Genomic DNA, 14279 nt, shown 5'->3' with positions numbered 1-14279 from the left:
TCGTCTCGTCCAGCGATACGTTCCCGGGAGCCCCCTCGTCCGAGTCTACGAGCGGAACGCGGGTCCGGCAGGGGCAGCGGGCCGGGTGGGGTGCCGGCCGGTCGGGCCGGCGTCCGGGCGGTGGCCGTCCCGCGTCCCATATCGCGTTGCGGCCGCTCGAGGGCCCGTGGAAGCCTCCCGCCATGACGCTTCCGCCGGCCTTGCCGCCCCTCCCGCCCCTCCCGCCCCTGCCGTCCCTGCCGCAGGGATACGAGTTCTCCGCCGATCCGGCCCGCGTGGACGCCGGCCGGGTGCACCGGTGGCTGTCCACCGACGCCTACTGGGCGCTCGGCCGCTCCCGGGAGAAGCAGGACGCGGCGATGGCCGGCTCGATGAACTTCGGGATGTACGACGTCGTCACCGGGGCCCAGGCCGCCTACGCCCGCGCGGTCACCGACCGGGCCACCTTCGCCTGGCTCTGCGACGTCTACGTCGACCCGGAGGTGCGGGGCAAGGGCCTGGGCACCGCCATGGTGGCCCGGGTGCGCGAGGAGCTGAGCGGCCTCGGGCTGCGCCGCATCATGCTCGCCACCCACGACGCCCACGACGTCTACACCCGCCTCGGCTTCGAGCCCCTCGCGCGGCCGGACGACTGGATGGCGCTGCAGCTCCACTGAACACCGGGCGCACACCGGTACCCGGCCGCACAGGAGGGCCACCGGGCGGGTTACCGGCCGGGGTCGGCCCTCTTGACCCGCCCTCCCCGCGGGTCGACCATCACCGCATGCATGTTCGGGTCACCTTCGTTGCAGCCGCGAGCAGCACCCGCCCGATCGCCGAGCGCTTCGACGACGACAGCCCGCTGGACCGGGAGGGCTGGGAGGGGATCCAGCGCGTCGTCCCGGGCCTGGCGCCGCTGGCCGCCGCCGACCTGCGCTACTGCTCGCCCACCCCGCGCAGCCGGGCCACCGGGGACCTGCTGGGCTACGTCCCGATGGTGCAGCCCGCCCTTCGCGACTGCGACATGGGACGGTGGCGCGGCATGACCCTCGCCGAGGCGATGGCCCGCGAGCCGCAGGCCGTCGACGCCTGGCTCGCCGACCCGCGCTCCGCGCCGCACGGCGGGGAGTCGCTGCTCGCGTTCATCACCCGCGTCGGAGGCTGGCTCGACACCCGGCCCTCGGACGACGGGGCCACCATCATCGCCGTCGCGGAACCCGGGGTGATCCGGGCGGCGCTCACCTACGCCCTCAAGGCGCCGCCGTCCGTCTACTGGAACGTCGACGTCCGCCCGCTCTCGGCGGTCACCGTCCTGGGCCGCCCCGGCCGCTGGACCCTCCGCCTGGACGTGCCCTACGCGCCGCCGGTGCGGGCCTGACCGGCGCCGCCCTCGCGGGTCCCCGCCGCCTCCCGGGCGGACCGGGGCTCCGCCGTCTCCCGGGGGGACCGGGGCTCCGCCGTCTCCCGGGGGGACCGGGGCTCCGCCGTCTCCCGCACGTATTCCGTGGTGAGGACCAGGTCCTTCGCCGGCCCCCGCACCCGCCACACCGTGCGCCACCGGTCTGCGTCCAGCACCGTGAACTCGCCCTCGTACAGGTCGGCGGCGCAGGGGTGCGGGGCGACGAACCGTCCCGTCGACAGGTCCAACGCGTGGAACTCCCGTCCGTCGGCGAACCGCACGTCCGCCGAGCCGGGGGTGCTCCCGGGCAGCAGCCGCAACGTGCGGCCGGCCGGACGGGAGACGCCCTGCCACACGAAGTCGCCGTCCTCCCGCTGCACCAGCCCGCCCTCCGGCCCCGGAGACGGCTCGAACACGGTCGTCCCGCGGAACCGGCCCTCGTCCCCGGTGGCCAGATCGCGCACGGTGCGCTCGGTGCGCCAGGTCCCGGGCAGGTACGCCCACAGGTCCGGCACCGGGTGGAACTCCTCCGGCACGGCTCGCCGCCTCCCCTTCCCGCCTTCGGCTCCTCGGGCGGTCCGCTCCCGCCCGCAGCCATCATCGCCGCTGCTCCACGACGGAATGAACCCGCCCCGGAAGCGTTGAACAACATATGAAGAAGATCGGCTTCCTCTCCTTCGGGCACTGGTCGGACACCCCGCACTCGCGGACCCGGACCGCCTCCGACGCGCTGCTCCAGGCGATCGACCTCGCCGTCGCCGCCGAGGAGGTGGGCGTGGACGGCGCGTACTTCCGCGTGCACCACTTCGCCCAGCAGTACGCCTCCCCTTTCCCGCTGCTCGCGGCGATCGGCGCGCGCACCAGCCGGATCGAGATCGGCACCGGCGTGATCGACATGCGCTACGAGAACCCCATGTACATGGCGGAGGACGCGGGCGCCGCCGACCTGATATCCGGCGGCCGGCTCCAGCTCGGTCTCAGCCGCGGTTCACCGGAACAGGTGATCGACGGCTGGCGCTATTTCGGCTACCAGCCGCCGGAGGGCGGCGACGACGCCGACATGGCGCGCAATCACACCGAGGTCCTGCTCGAGGTGCTCAAGGGCAAGGGCTTCGCCCGGCCCAACCCGCGTCCCATGTTCCCCAACCCGCCCGGGCTGCTCCGCCTGGAGCCGCACTCCGAAGGCCTGCGGGAACGGCTCTGGTGGGGTTCCGGCTCCAACGCCACCGCCGTCTGGGCCGCCAAGCTGGGCATGAACCTGCAGAGCTCCACCCTCAAGGACGACGAGAGCGGCGAGCCCCTGCACGTCCAGCAGCGCAAGCAGATCGAGGCGTACCGGGAGGCGTGGAAGGAGGCCGGGCACGGGCGTGAGCCGCGCGTCTCGGTCAGCCGCTCGGTGTTCCCGCTGGTCGACGACCGCGACCGTGCCTACTTCGGCAGGGAGACCGACTCCGAGGACCACTTCGGCAACATCGACCCCAAGACGCGGGCCGTGTTCGGGCGCTCCTACGCCGCCGAGCCGGACGTCCTGGCCGAGCAGCTGGCGAAGGACGAGGCGATCGCCGCCGCCGACACGCTGCTGCTCACGGTCCCGAACCAGCTGGGCGTCGACTACAACGCCCACGTCCTGGACGCCGTCCTCACCCACGTCGCCCCGGCCCTGGGCTGGCGCTGACAAGACGTGGCCCGACCGCCCGTGACCGGGCGGCCCGTCGAGGTGGAGCGCGGCGGTCGGGGAGCGTGGCAGGAAAGGTGGGAAACCCGTCGTTGCCGCCATGACCGGCCGCTGCCACGCTCGTAGGCATGAGGAAGCGCAGCGTGCTCGTCGTGCTCCACGACGGAGTGCAGAGCCTCGACGTCACCGGCCCCCTGGAGGTCTTCACCGGGGCCGCTGAAGCCGTCGGGCGGCCGGACGCCTACCGGGTGTGGACCGCCGGTCCGGGCGGCGGACCGGTGCGGACGTCGAGCGGGCTGCGCCTGCTGCCGGACACCGACCTGGCCGACGCCGGGCCTCCGCACACGCTGGTGGTGCCGGGCGGCGCGGGGACCGCCGAACCCGACCCGGCGGTGGTGCGCGGGATCCGGGAACTGGCGGCCGGGGCGGAGCGGATCGTGTCCGTCTGCACCGGCGCGTTCCTGCTGGCCGAGGCCGGTCTGCTGACCGGGCGGCGGGCCACCACCCATTGGGCGTACTGCGACACCCTCGCGCGCCGCTTCCCGGACACCGAGGTGGCCGCCGAGCCGATCTTCGTGCGGGACGGCAATGTCGCCACCTCGGCCGGAGTCACCGCCGGGATCGACCTCGCCCTCGCGCTGGTCGAGGAGGACCTCGGCCGGGACGTCGCGCTGACGGTGGCCCGGCACTTGGTGGTGTTCCTCCGACGGCCGGGCGACCAGGCCCAGTTCAGCACCCAGCTCGCCGCACAGCTCGCGCAGCGGCATCCGTTGCGGGAGGTGCAGAGCTGGATCGCCGAGCATCCGGACGACGACCTGAGCGTCGAGGCGCTGGCCCGCCGCGCCGCCCTGTCACCGCGCCACTTCGCGCGGTCCTTCGCCGCCGAGGTCGGCATGACGCCCGGACGGTACGTGGACGCCGCCCGCCTGGAGACCGCGCGCCGCCGCCTGGAGGACACCGAGGACGGCGTCGAGGAGATCGCCCGCGCCTGCGGCTACGGCACCCCCGAGGCGATGCGGCGGGCCTTCGTCCGCGCGCTGTCCGTGCCGCCGGCCGAGTACCGGCGCCGCTTCCGGCCGTCGCCCGCCGCGCGCACCGCCGCCCCCGCAAGCACCACCCACGCGCCAGCTTCAGCACCCGCCCGACGCACCCACGGAGGTAACCGATGAGCATGAAGATCGCCGTCCTGCTGTACGACCAACTCACCGCGCTGGACGCGGTCGGGCCCTACGAGGTCCTGTCCCGCGTCCCCGGTGCGGAGGTCGTCTTCACCGCCGCCCGGCCCGGCCCCGTGCGCACCGACATGGGCAGCCTCGCCCTCACCGCGGACGCCGGGTTCGCCGAGGTGACCGACCCGGACGTGCTCCTCGTCCCCGGCGGCCCCGGCTGCGCGGCCCTGCTCGAGGACGGGCCCACGCTGGACTGGATCCGCGAGGTCGACGCGGGCACCACCTGGACCACGTCCGTCTGCTCCGGCTCGCTCCTGCTGGCCGCGGCCGGTCTGCTCACCGGCCGCCGGGCCACCTCGCACTGGATCTGTCTCGACATGCTGGAGGCGTTCGGCGCGACCCCCGTCGGCGACGAGCGGATCGTCGTCGACGGCACGTACGCCACGTCGGCCGGGGTCTCGGCCGGGATCGACCTGGCGCTCCACCTGGCAGGTCTGGCCGCGGGCCCGCGGGTCGCCGAGTCGATCCAGCTGGTCATCGAGTACGCGCCCGAGCCGCCCTACGCGACCGGCTCGACGGCGGACGCCCCGCCCGAGATGGTGGAGGCGCTGAGGGCCAGCAACCTGATCGTCACGGGCTGAACCGACAGGCGGGTCAAGCGACTTGGCGCACCGGCCGACCTCACCCCGGCCGTCCTCCAACGAGGTCACCGGTGTCCGCTGCGACGGGGCACCGGTCTATCTTCTCGGGCATGGATCATCAGGGCGAATTCCGCCGGGCAGCACTCGAGTTGGGCATCCCGGACGACGAGATCAGCAGGTTCAGCCGGCACCTTCGTCTGGCGATCGGACTGTCCGGGAGAGGCGAGGGGCCTCCGGTCGGGCACATCGGTGGGGTGCCGCGGCTGCCGGTGGGCATGACGTGGCCGTCCGCCGGGGACGTCCCGTTGCCGTTGCTGCTCTCCGTCGACTGCGGCGCGCTGCCGAGGATCGAGGGCTTCGACCTGCCGGCGGACGGGACGCTGCCGTTCTTCGTGCACCAGGAGATGGACTTCGACGAACCGTGGGCCGGTCCGGGGCAGTACGCGCGGGTCGTGTACGTACCGGTCGGCACCGACACCGTGCTCGCGGAGCCTCCGCATCCCGCGTGCGCCGGTGAACGGATCGACGTCCGCGCGGAGCTCGAAGCCGAGCTGCCCCTCTGGCTCGAGGAGGGCGACGAGGACTGGCACGAGTTCTGGGAGGATCTCGAACGGGACGACATGTCGCCCTTCCAGCAGCGGTTGGCCCGCTACATGGAGCGCGAACTGCCGCACCTGGACGAACTCCGGTCCCTGGCCCACGACCTCTGGTCGTCAGGCGCCTACCTCGTCATCGGCGGGTACGCCGACGACGAGGAGACGGTCGGCGGCATCGCGGTGAAGACCTCCGCGAAGGGGGGATGGCCGGCCTGTACGGAGGAGGACGCCGTCCGGTTGGCGAGCGAATGGATACCGCTCGCCAACCAGGGACGGATCTACGAGGAGTACTACACGAAGTTCGTGATCCGCCACGACGACCTGGCCGCCGCTCGGTGGGACAAGGCGCTGACCGTGACCGTGTTCGACGCTCCGTGACCCGGGCCGACGCACCTCTGCCCCGAGGGCCGACGACGACTCGGCGCCCTCTCAGGCGCCCGCGGCGCGGGTCGCGGTGACCAGCAGGAACTCCCAGTCCATGACGACGCCGTCGCCCTCACCCCGGTCGTGCTCCCGAGCGAGGTCGGCCAGGGCACGGTCGAGCTGGGCCGTGCGGTCCGGGTCGTCGCCGATGGCCCGGTAGGCGGCGATGGTCGGTCCGTACCGCTGCTTGAAGTAGTCCCGGAACTCCTCGGGGGAGGCGAACGCGTCGACCACCAGCTCGCGGCGTTCGGCGCTCAGCTCCTCGACCCGGTCGCCGAGGAGCTCACGGACGTGCTCCTCGGTACCCCAGAGCGGGGGCGGCTGCGCACCCGGCGGCAGGGGCGGCATGAACGGCTTCATCACCGCCAGCATGTGCCCCAGGAAGCCCTCCGGGGTCCACGCGATCAGTCCGATCGTGCCGCCCGGGCGGCAGACGCGGAGCAGTTCGTCGGCGGCGGCGCGGTGGTGCGGCGCGAACATGACCCCCACCACGGAGAGCACGACGTCGAACTCGCCGTCGCCGAACGGCAGTTGCTCCGCGTCCGCCTCGCGCCACTCGATCTCCACGCCGCGTTCGGCCGCCAGCGCGCGCCCGACCTCCAGCAGCTCGGGCGTCAGGTCACTCGCCACGACCTGCGCACCGGTCAGCGCGGCCGGGATCGAGGCGTTGCCGGTGCCCGCCGCGACGTCCAGCACCCGCTGCCCGGGGCCCACCCCGCTCCGTTGCACCAGCAGGGGGCCCATGCCGGCGATCAGTTCGGCGGCGATCGAGGGGTAGTCGCCCTGCGCCCACATCGCCCGGTGCTTGGCCTTCAGCGCGTGGTCCGCCGCGGCCGCGTCGTCGGTGTTCGGGTTCGTCATGCGGTGTCTCACCCTCCTGGTCGGGCTTCCCTGGCCGTGCCTCCACGATGGGGACCGCCCGGTCCGGCGGACGCGCAGCCGCGCCGGACCGGGGGCGGGCGTCACCGGGATGGTCGCGCGGGGGCCTGGCCATCACCGGGATGGTCGCCCAGGCGGTGCTCAGGCTCAAGGCGGACCGGCTCTACGGAACCGCCCTCGACGTCGACGGATGACGCCCGGTCGGGAGCTCACCGGGGCGCGGCCTGGATTCCTCCCGCCGCGCCCCTCGCCGACGTCACCGCAGCGGGAGGCCCTTGGCGGAGATGAGCCCCTTCGACGGGTGGGCGCGCAGGGTGGCCGTCCACGCGGTGGGCGGGCAGGAGGCGCCGTTGGGATGCTGCTCCGTGAGCTTCACCCGCCTGGCGTCCGTCGTGACGACGTGCTCGTCCTTCCCCGCGGTCACCGTCAACCGCACGGTGACCGTCTTCCCGCCGATGTCCTGCCGGAGCGGCACGGTGACCCGTAGCACGGGAACCTCCGCCTCGGCGGACCGCCTCTCCTCGCATGTGCCGTTCACACACACCCGGACCGTCGTGGTGTCGTCGGGGAAGTCGGCGGTGCGCCATGCCACGGTGACACCGGAGTCCATGCCGATCAACGTGCATACGGGGCCGTCCCCGGAGCCGGAGCAGCCCGCGAGCGCCGTGAGGGCCGTCAAGGTGCCCGCCGCGAGCAGCAGACGGTGCCGCGTGCCCCTGCCTCGCACGGTGGCACGGCCGCCCTGGCCCCGCTCCGTAACTGCCCCATCCATGACCGCGGTTCCTCCCGATGGACGCGGAACGGTATGCCGGGGGCTGCCGTTCCTGCCGTGACGCGGCACGTCGGCGGCCCCCGTCCGCCCGCCGGTCATCATGCCACTGCCGTCATCGCGGTTTCCTCGCGGACGTGCACGCGTCGCCCTATGATCGGCTGCCGCAGACCGACGAGAGGTGGGGGCACGCCATGACCGAAGGCCGGGTCACCGCGGTGAGCCGCAATCCGGAGTACGCGTTCAGCAAACCCAACCAGCCGTCCGTCACGCTTCTGGAAGGTCTCGGGGTGGAGGGCGACGTCCACGCCGGGAGGACCATCCGCCACCAGTTCCGCATGACGTACGAGCCCGACCTGCCCAACCTCCGTCAGGTGCACCTGATGCACGAGGAGCTTTTCGCGGAGCTCGCGCTGAAGGGGTTCGACGTCTCCGCCGGCGGGCTCGGCGAGAACATCACCACCCGCGACGTCGACCTCCTCGGCCTCCCGACCGGCACCCTGCTCCACCTCGGACAGGACGCGGTGGTCGAGGTGACCGGCCTGCGCAACCCGTGCGCGAAGATCAACGACTTCCGCCAAGGGCTGCTGGGCGAGATGTTCACGATCGACCCGTCGTCCGGTGACTTCACGTTCAAGGCGGGCGTCATGGCCGTGGTACGGCACACCGGCACCGTCCGCCCGGGCGACGCCGTCGAGGTGGAGGTCCCGCCCTTCCCGCACCGCCCTCTGGAGCGCGTCTAGCGCCGAGGTCCCGCACAGGTCGCCGGCCGCGGCGGCGCGAGCCGCACCGGACCCGGCCTCAGGGTCCGGGGATCAGGCCGGGCCGCACGCCCATCGCCTTCACGTCGTCGCGCACGGCCGCCACGAACCGCCCGACCTCCGCCACCAGAACATCCCATGCGACGGGCGAGGTCCAGGTGTCCGGGGTGGAGACCGACCCGACGCGCCACCCTTCGGGCGACGCCGCGATCCGCACCTCACCCACGTCCGGGTAGGACATCGAGTCGAAGGCGAAGTCACCCCGCTCACCGTCCGGCCGGCGAAGCCAGAGCGCCAGCTCCCGCGCCAACTCGGCCACGGGGAAGTACCCTTCCGCGAGCACGACCTGGCTGCCGTCCCGGATGACCAGATCGGCCTCGATGTCCACGAGCAGCACCTCGAGGCCCGCCGTCCCGGGCCGGAGTCCTCGGCGGTACAGATCCGGCATTCCCACGTTCTCGTGCGCCAACTCCATCGGCATCCGGCCCTCCCCGAGCTTGCAAGCCCGCGCATGCGCAGGTCACCTAGGGCCGGAACCTACCAAGCCGCGCCGGTGTCTCCACGGGGAATACGCATCGCGCACGGGACGGCACGCGGACGGAGTGGCGGAGACGCGACACGCGGCGTCGTGATCGACGACAGTGGAGAAACCGCTGGTGAGGCAGGTGGGGACGGGACCTACAGTCTGTCCATGCGTACGTACCGGCTCGGCCCCACACAGCTGTACACCCCTGCCCGGCGACTGCTTCTCGGGCGGCGGGTGGAGGCGGCGGTCGGCGCCTGCCGGCAAGCCGGCGACTGGCTGCGCCTCGACGGGGACGTCCACCGGGGCACCTCCACCGTGACGGACCGCGGCCGGACACGGCACAACCGGATCCGGGTCGGCTTCCCGCGCGTCGACGAGCGGGAGACGGCCGACTGGTCCCGGGCTCCGTACTGGCAGGCGCCCGGCCCCGACACGGGCAACGGTGCGCGTCCCGAGGGCCCCTCCTGGAGCGTGCCGCCCACCGAGTCGGAGATCGTTCTCTGCCTCGCCCACGCGGACCCCCGCATGCGCGCGGCGGCGCTCGCCCTCGTCGAGGCGCGGGCCCTGCCCGAGCCCGTGGCGCGGCTCGTCGTGCCGCTCGTCCTGATCCGCAGCGCGGACGCCGACGAGCGGGTGCGCGACCTCGCCCGAGCCGCCCTCGCCCCGCGTCTTCGCGAGGCCAGCGAGGCAGAACTCCGCGAACTGGCGCTGCTCGCCGTGCTGATGGGGGCGCGGGCACGCGGCCACTGGGCACGGGACGCGATACTCGGCCCCCTCGGCGGGCCGCCGGCCGAGGCCCTCGTACAAGCCGCGAACGGGGGCCACGGCTCCCGCCTCGCCGGGCTGCGCGCGGCCGCCGCTCACGGACAGCTCACCACGGCCGAACTCTGGGCCCTCGCCGCGCAGCACCCGGACGAGAGCGTGCGCCGGTGGGCCGTCCGCACGGCGGCGGACCTGGCGCTCACGTCCGGACAGCGGACGGCCGTCGACGACGCCCGGTCCTGGCTGCTGCGACACCTGGACACCGAGCGCGCGTACGGCGTCCGCCTGGAGACGTTCGCGTGGGCGGTCCGGGCCGGCCTCCTGCGGGCCCCGGACCTGGCCGACACGGCCGTCGGCCACGCGTACCGGAAGTTGCGGCGGCACGGCTGCGACGCACTCCTCGCCCACCCCGACGCGCACGCCCACCTCGACCGCCTCCTCGCCGCCCGCGACACGTACGTGCGCGCCGCCGCCGTCGGACGGCTCCGCGACGCCGGCCGCGGAGACGAGGTGTCCCGGTACCTGACCGACCTCTCCGCCGCCGTCCGCGCGACGGCGTGCCGGGACCTGCGTGCGGCCGGCGGTGATCCCCGTGCCCACTACCGTGCCCTGTGCGCCGACCCGGCGGCCGTCGTGCCGCCCGCGGTCATCGGGCTCGCGGAGCAGGGGCACCAGGAGGACGCCGACCTGCTCCACCCGCTCACCCGCCACCCGGACCCCGCGGTGCGCGCCCGCGCGCTGTCGGCGCTGCGGATGCTCCGTGCCCTCCCCGACACGGCGCTGCTCCCCTTCGCCGACGACCCGGACCCCGCCGTGCGGGCCACCGCCCTCACCGGCATGCGTGAGAGCGCCGCACTGTTGCGCGGGCAACTCCACAGCCGTCACGAGAGGGTTCGCGCCCGCGTCCTGGACCTCCTGGAGTGGCACCGCCTGAACCGGGCCGACTCCTGCCGCTGCTGCGGGGCCCCCGCCTCCACCCCTGTGCGGCGGGTGGCGGGCCCGGGGGTGTGGAGGCCGGGGCCGGCGGGGTCCATGCCGTCCATGACCGCCCGCCCGGACGTCACGCCGTTCGGGGCGCCCTTTCCGTCACTCCGGCCACCGCGTCAGGGGACGAGCGGGACGAGTGGGACGAGGCCCTGACGGCAGGTGCACGGACCCGCGCGCCGACAGTGACCCTCCCCGGGGAGCAACCAGCCTGACCTGCGACGATGGGCGCATGCCCGAAGAACCTGGCCTCCTGGCGAGCCGGTGGTGGCCGCCCGCTCCGCCCGGGGCCGCCGACTGGCTGCGGGAGCTGTGCGGCGACGGCCTCACCGGCTTCATGCCTCCGGCGATGCCCGACGCGGTGTGGGTGCTCAACGCCATGTACGAGCACCAGAGCGGGCCCGGCGAGGTCTCGCACGACGACCACCACCGGGCCAGGCCGGCGGACGGGAGCGTCCAGCGGCACGTCGTGGGGGACGTCGACCTCGACGCCGAAACGATCGTCACGGGTGGTGGACTGGGCCGCGCCCGGCACCCGGGCCCCGGCCGGCGACGCCTGCGCTGGGCCGAACTGGCCCGGCGGACCGGCGATCCGGTCGTGCCCGAAGGGGTGCTGCCGTGCTTCCGCTGCTTCCCCTCGGCCAAGAAGGGCGGCAGTTGGCCACTCGGCGTCGTCCCACCGACCGAGGGAAGCCTGGACCGCGAGACCTGGACCCGGCTGATCGCCGTCCTCACCGACCACAGCCCCGTCGGCCCCGACACCCCCTGCCTCGCCTACTACAGCCCCCTGACGCGCGGCGACTTCGACACCCTCGACGTCCGCGCGGGCCGGCTCGGCGACGCGGAGGCCCTGTACGACTGCCCCGAAGCCGACTTCAGCCCGTCCAACCTCTGGGCGGCCGACCACTCCTGGGTCCTGTGCACCGACTACGACCTGTGGGGCACCAAGGTCGCCGGCCCACCGAGCCTCGTCGAAGCGGTACTCCACGATCCCGAACTGGAGGCCCTCCGCCTGCCCTGGGCCCACTGACGGGCCGTGGTAGGCGGCGTGTCTGCGACGATGCCGGCGTGATTGTCGCGTTGCTCACGAGCCAGGTGCACGGATAGCGTGCGCGGACCCGCCCACGGTGACGAAGGGAATCGTGAAGCATGCGCCTCGTCCCGACCGTTCACCGACGCCGCCTACGCGCGGAACCGTCGGCCAGGGGAACGGGTGACGGCGAGGCGCGCGTCGCAGACGCCGTGTGCCCGCTGCGGGCCTTGACGGCGGAGGGCGTGCGGACCCTCGTGGACGACCCCACGCCGACCGGTATGGCAGCGACATCCGGTGCCGTCCGCCCGGCGGTGAGGGCAAGGCCTCGGCGACCGGTGCTTCCTCCCGCCGCTGTCGGTCGCGTGGCCACCGTGGTGCTGTCCGTGGTCCTGCTCGCCGGCGGGCCGGTGGGGTGTTCCGCGCTGTCCCCGTTCGAGGGCTGTGAGGGGACGGGGAGCCTGATGCGGGAGCTGGAGGAGACGCCGCTGCTGGCCTCGCCGCCGCCGGGCGCGAGGGCGGCCGGGGGAGAGGCCGGGGGGTACTCCTCGTGCTCGGACGACAGCGGTGACGCGTGGCTCTCGGCGCGACGGCTGTTCGTCCACCCCGGTACGGCGGAGGAGGTGGTCGCCCACTACCGCCGGGTGGCCCGCGCGGAGGGGTGGACGTACGTCGCGAACCCTGAGCCCTCCGTCGCCCCGCCGATGGACCTGCCCGCGCCCCCACCGGGCTCCACGGGACAACACCGGGACGTGTGCTTCACCAAGGGTGGCGACGGGAGCGCGCGGGTCGTCACGCTGTACTTCACCACCGTGGAGGAGATCCGCCGTTCGCACGACGTGGACCCGGGGCCCGCTTTCGCGTCGGGGCAGGTCTACGAGATCGAGGCCGGGGCGGAACCGGACGGGTCCGTCGTCTCGCCGCCCTGCTGAACGCCGCACTGCTGAACGCCGCCCTGCTGAGCCAGCAGCGCCGCCGCGGCCGACCGTGCCTGACGGGCCGGCGCCGGGTCCCCGGCGATGCCCGCGGTGACCACGGCGCCCTCGGCCAGCAGGAAAACCGCGTCGGCGGCGGCCGGCACGCCCGCTGCGAGCGCCCACTCGGCGAGCTGTGCGCGGAACGCCCGCTTGTGGGAACGGACTTCGGCCAGCACGGCGGGGGAGGAGGAGCCGAGCTCTCCGTGGGCGTTGATCCAGGCGCAGCCCCGGAAGCCGGGCTCGGCGAACCAGCCGGCCAGCCAGTCGAAGACCGCCAGGACGCGTGCCCGGGGATCGGCGACCTGCTCCACGCTGACGGTCAGGCTCTCCCGCCAGCGCCGGTCGCGGCGCCGCAGCATCGCCACCACCAGGTCCTCCTTGGTGGGGAAGAGACGGTAGATCCGCTTCAGGGGGAGGTCGGAGGCCGCCCGGACCTGGTCCATGCCCACCGCCTGGATGCCCCGTTCGTAGAACAGCCTCTCCGCCGCGTCCAGCAGGTCCTCGCGGGCGCGGCGGTTCTGCTCCTCGGTGAGCGGGGCGGGCATCGGAACTCCTTGCGTCGAGAACGGGCGTTCTCTACCTTAGGCGGCGAGACGTGGAGAACGCACGTTCTCCACATGGAGGAGGCTGGCGTGACCGACGATCGACCGCCCTACCCGCCGTTCACACGGGAGACCGCCCTGCGAAAGGTCCAGGCCGCCGAGGACGCCTGGAACACCCGCGATCCGCGGCGCGTGGCCTCGGCGTACACGCCGGACTCGGTCTGGCGGAACCGGGACGAGTTCGTGCGGGGCCGGGAGGAGATCGTCGCCTTCCTGACGCGCAAGTGGGAGCGCGAGCTCGACTACGCACTGCGCAAGAGCCTGTGGGCCTTCGACGGTGACCGGATCGCGGTGCGCTTCCAGTACGAGTGGCACGACGCGGAAGGCCGGTGGTGGCGCAGCTACGGCAACGAGCTCTGGGAGTTCGACGTGCGCGGGCTGATGCGGCGGCGGGAGGCGAGCATCAACGACCTCGCCATCGCGGAGGCGGACCGGCGCATCCGCGGATCCCGGGCCGTGGAGGAGCACGGGGTCGACATCCCCCTCGCCTAGCCTCCCGTGGGGCTCAGGTGCCCCGCGTCCGCCCGCCGAGGCCCGGACGGCCGGGCCCCGGCGGACGACGGGCCGCCGTGCCGCGCGTTCACGTCACGGCACGGCGGGCGCGGGGGCACCCGGGCCCTGCGGTCCTACACGCACTCCTCGATCTTGGCCGCGGCCATGTAGATCTTGACGACCCGCCTGCCGCCCAGGTACCGGGTCTCCCCGTCGCAGAAGTCGCTGGAGGTGCCGTCGCTGAAGTAGACGTAACCCGACCAGCCGCCCGCGTAGATGCTGTACCCGCCGGAGTTGAGCGAGTAGCTGCCGCTACAGGTCTTGCTCCACGTCGCGATGGTGCCGCTCGACGTGTAGTACTTGTACTTCAGCGCTGCGCCGGAGTCCTGGCACAGCTGTACGGACTGCGGGGAGGCCGAGGCCGACGCCGGCATCACCCCCGCCAGGGAGGCGGCCCCGATCGCCAGGGCGGCCATCTTCACCATCGCGCGCTTCGCCATGTCTTCCTCCGTATCGACCGTATCGACGTCCTGGGAAGCGTTCCGGGAGCTGGAGCCCGGAACGACCAGGGAGAGTCTGTGCGCGAGGAGGAGCCGGCGGCCACGCCTTTCAACC

General features: G+C 73.7%; 16 protein-coding genes and 1 pseudogene. 11 read left to right on the top strand and 6 right to left on the bottom strand.

Annotated features, from left to right (window positions below; all coding sequences use genetic code 11):
* Positions 1-182 precede the first annotated feature (182 nt).
* Positions 183-656 (top strand): GNAT family N-acetyltransferase, encoded by a 474-nt coding sequence (locus tag Sfr03f_RS23925; RefSeq protein ID WP_108956089.1) that lies wholly within the window; start codon positions 183-185, stop codon positions 654-656.
* A 107-nt stretch (positions 657-763) separates the two neighbouring features.
* Entirely contained in the window at positions 764-1357 is a 594-nt protein-coding gene (locus Sfr03f_RS23920) for a histidine phosphatase family protein (RefSeq protein ID WP_108956088.1), read from the top strand.
* A gap of 113 nt (positions 1358-1470) precedes the next feature.
* Here Sfr03f_RS23920 and Sfr03f_RS23915 read toward each other — a convergent pair.
* Positions 1471-1914 (bottom strand): annotated as a pseudogene (locus Sfr03f_RS23915) (DUF6314 family protein); the annotation flags it as partial.
* 116 nt (positions 1915-2030) lie between these two features.
* On the opposite strand from Sfr03f_RS23915, the gene Sfr03f_RS23910 reads away from it, so the two are divergent.
* From Sfr03f_RS23910 to Sfr03f_RS23895, 4 genes are all read left to right on the top strand, one after another.
* Positions 2031-3053 (top strand): LLM class flavin-dependent oxidoreductase, encoded by a 1023-nt coding sequence (locus tag Sfr03f_RS23910; protein WP_108956087.1) that lies wholly within the window; start codon positions 2031-2033, stop codon positions 3051-3053.
* Positions 3054-3181: 128 nt separating this feature from the next.
* Positions 3182-4222 (top strand): GlxA family transcriptional regulator, encoded by a 1041-nt coding sequence (locus tag Sfr03f_RS23905; protein WP_108956086.1) that lies wholly within the window; start codon positions 3182-3184, stop codon positions 4220-4222.
* Positions 4223-4224: 2 nt separating this feature from the next.
* Positions 4225-4863, top strand: a complete 639-nt coding sequence (locus Sfr03f_RS23900; protein ID WP_108956085.1) for a DJ-1/PfpI family protein — start codon at positions 4225-4227, stop codon at positions 4861-4863.
* A 110-nt stretch (positions 4864-4973) separates the two neighbouring features.
* Entirely contained in the window at positions 4974-5837 is an 864-nt protein-coding gene (locus tag Sfr03f_RS23895) for a DUF1963 domain-containing protein (protein WP_108956084.1), read from the top strand.
* A gap of 51 nt (positions 5838-5888) precedes the next feature.
* On the opposite strand, the gene Sfr03f_RS23890 is transcribed toward Sfr03f_RS23895, so the two are convergent.
* Entirely contained in the window at positions 5889-6743 is an 855-nt protein-coding gene (locus tag Sfr03f_RS23890) for a class I SAM-dependent methyltransferase (RefSeq protein WP_108956083.1), read from the bottom strand.
* A gap of 274 nt (positions 6744-7017) precedes the next feature.
* Positions 7018-7533, bottom strand: a complete 516-nt coding sequence (locus Sfr03f_RS23885; RefSeq protein WP_108956082.1) for a hypothetical protein — start codon at positions 7531-7533, stop codon at positions 7018-7020.
* Between the two features lie 191 nt (positions 7534-7724).
* Between Sfr03f_RS23885 and Sfr03f_RS23880 the strand changes: the two genes are divergently transcribed.
* On the top strand, positions 7725-8273 hold the full coding sequence (locus Sfr03f_RS23880) for an MOSC domain-containing protein (protein ID WP_108956081.1): 549 nt from the start codon (positions 7725-7727) through the stop codon (positions 8271-8273).
* 58 nt (positions 8274-8331) lie between these two features.
* On the opposite strand, the gene Sfr03f_RS30385 is transcribed toward Sfr03f_RS23880, so the two are convergent.
* Entirely contained in the window at positions 8332-8772 is a 441-nt protein-coding gene (locus Sfr03f_RS30385; protein ID WP_159105729.1) for a DUF7878 domain-containing protein, read from the bottom strand.
* Between the two features lie 210 nt (positions 8773-8982).
* On the opposite strand from Sfr03f_RS30385, the gene Sfr03f_RS23865 reads away from it, so the two are divergent.
* The 3 genes from Sfr03f_RS23865 to Sfr03f_RS23855 all read left to right on the top strand — a co-directional run bounded on the left by Sfr03f_RS23865 (position 8983) and on the right by Sfr03f_RS23855 (position 12525).
* On the top strand, positions 8983-10719 hold the full coding sequence (locus Sfr03f_RS23865) for a hypothetical protein (RefSeq protein ID WP_108956078.1): 1737 nt from the start codon (positions 8983-8985) through the stop codon (positions 10717-10719).
* 76 nt (positions 10720-10795) lie between these two features.
* Complete coding sequence (locus Sfr03f_RS23860) at positions 10796-11593, top strand: hypothetical protein (protein ID WP_108956077.1); 798 nt, start codon at positions 10796-10798, stop codon at positions 11591-11593.
* 365 nt (positions 11594-11958) lie between these two features.
* On the top strand, positions 11959-12525 hold the full coding sequence (locus Sfr03f_RS23855; RefSeq protein WP_108956076.1) for a hypothetical protein: 567 nt from the start codon (positions 11959-11961) through the stop codon (positions 12523-12525).
* Here the strand turns inward: Sfr03f_RS23855 and Sfr03f_RS23850 are convergent.
* A complete protein-coding gene (locus tag Sfr03f_RS23850; RefSeq protein WP_108956075.1) occupies positions 12468-13115 on the bottom strand; it encodes a TetR/AcrR family transcriptional regulator in 648 nt (215 codons plus the stop codon). The two genes, Sfr03f_RS23855 and Sfr03f_RS23850, sit on opposite strands and share 58 nt — an antisense overlap.
* A gap of 87 nt (positions 13116-13202) precedes the next feature.
* On the opposite strand from Sfr03f_RS23850, the gene Sfr03f_RS23845 reads away from it, so the two are divergent.
* On the top strand, positions 13203-13664 hold the full coding sequence (locus Sfr03f_RS23845; RefSeq protein WP_108956074.1) for a nuclear transport factor 2 family protein: 462 nt from the start codon (positions 13203-13205) through the stop codon (positions 13662-13664).
* A 134-nt stretch (positions 13665-13798) separates the two neighbouring features.
* On the opposite strand, the gene Sfr03f_RS23840 is transcribed toward Sfr03f_RS23845, so the two are convergent.
* Positions 13799-14164: a hypothetical protein gene (locus Sfr03f_RS23840; RefSeq protein WP_108956073.1), complete on the bottom strand. Its 366-nt coding sequence runs from the start codon at positions 14162-14164 to the stop codon at positions 13799-13801.
* Between the last annotated feature and the right edge of the window lie 115 nt (positions 14165-14279).

The sequence above is a fragment of the Streptomyces fragilis genome (genome assembly GCF_003112515.1).
GTDB lineage: Bacteria > Actinomycetota > Actinomycetes > Streptomycetales > Streptomycetaceae > Streptomyces > Streptomyces fragilis.
Note: the sequence above shows the minus strand (reverse complement) of the source record. Positions and strands in the feature narration are given on the sequence as shown.

Coding starts and splice junctions, on each gene's coding strand:
- Sfr03f_RS23925 (WP_108956089.1), top strand. CDS start 183: ATGACGCTTCCGCCGGCCTTGCCGCCCCTCCCGCCCCTCCCGCCCCTG.
- Sfr03f_RS23920 (WP_108956088.1), top strand. CDS start 764: ATGCATGTTCGGGTCACCTTCGTTGCAGCCGCGAGCAGCACCCGCCCG.
- Sfr03f_RS23910 (WP_108956087.1), top strand. CDS start 2,031: ATGAAGAAGATCGGCTTCCTCTCCTTCGGGCACTGGTCGGACACCCCG.
- Sfr03f_RS23905 (WP_108956086.1), top strand. CDS start 3,182: ATGAGGAAGCGCAGCGTGCTCGTCGTGCTCCACGACGGAGTGCAGAGC.
- Sfr03f_RS23900 (WP_108956085.1), top strand. CDS start 4,225: ATGAAGATCGCCGTCCTGCTGTACGACCAACTCACCGCGCTGGACGCG.
- Sfr03f_RS23895 (WP_108956084.1), top strand. CDS start 4,974: ATGGATCATCAGGGCGAATTCCGCCGGGCAGCACTCGAGTTGGGCATC.
- Sfr03f_RS23890 (WP_108956083.1), bottom strand. CDS start 6,743: ATGACGAACCCGAACACCGACGACGCGGCCGCGGCGGACCACGCGCTG.
- Sfr03f_RS23885 (WP_108956082.1), bottom strand. CDS start 7,533: ATGGATGGGGCAGTTACGGAGCGGGGCCAGGGCGGCCGTGCCACCGTG.
- Sfr03f_RS23880 (WP_108956081.1), top strand. CDS start 7,725: ATGACCGAAGGCCGGGTCACCGCGGTGAGCCGCAATCCGGAGTACGCG.
- Sfr03f_RS30385 (WP_159105729.1), bottom strand. CDS start 8,772: ATGCCGATGGAGTTGGCGCACGAGAACGTGGGAATGCCGGATCTGTAC.
- Sfr03f_RS23865 (WP_108956078.1), top strand. CDS start 8,983: ATGCGTACGTACCGGCTCGGCCCCACACAGCTGTACACCCCTGCCCGG.
- Sfr03f_RS23860 (WP_108956077.1), top strand. CDS start 10,796: ATGCCCGAAGAACCTGGCCTCCTGGCGAGCCGGTGGTGGCCGCCCGCT.
- Sfr03f_RS23850 (WP_108956075.1), bottom strand. CDS start 13,115: ATGCCCGCCCCGCTCACCGAGGAGCAGAACCGCCGCGCCCGCGAGGAC.
- Sfr03f_RS23840 (WP_108956073.1), bottom strand. CDS start 14,164: ATGGCGAAGCGCGCGATGGTGAAGATGGCCGCCCTGGCGATCGGGGCC.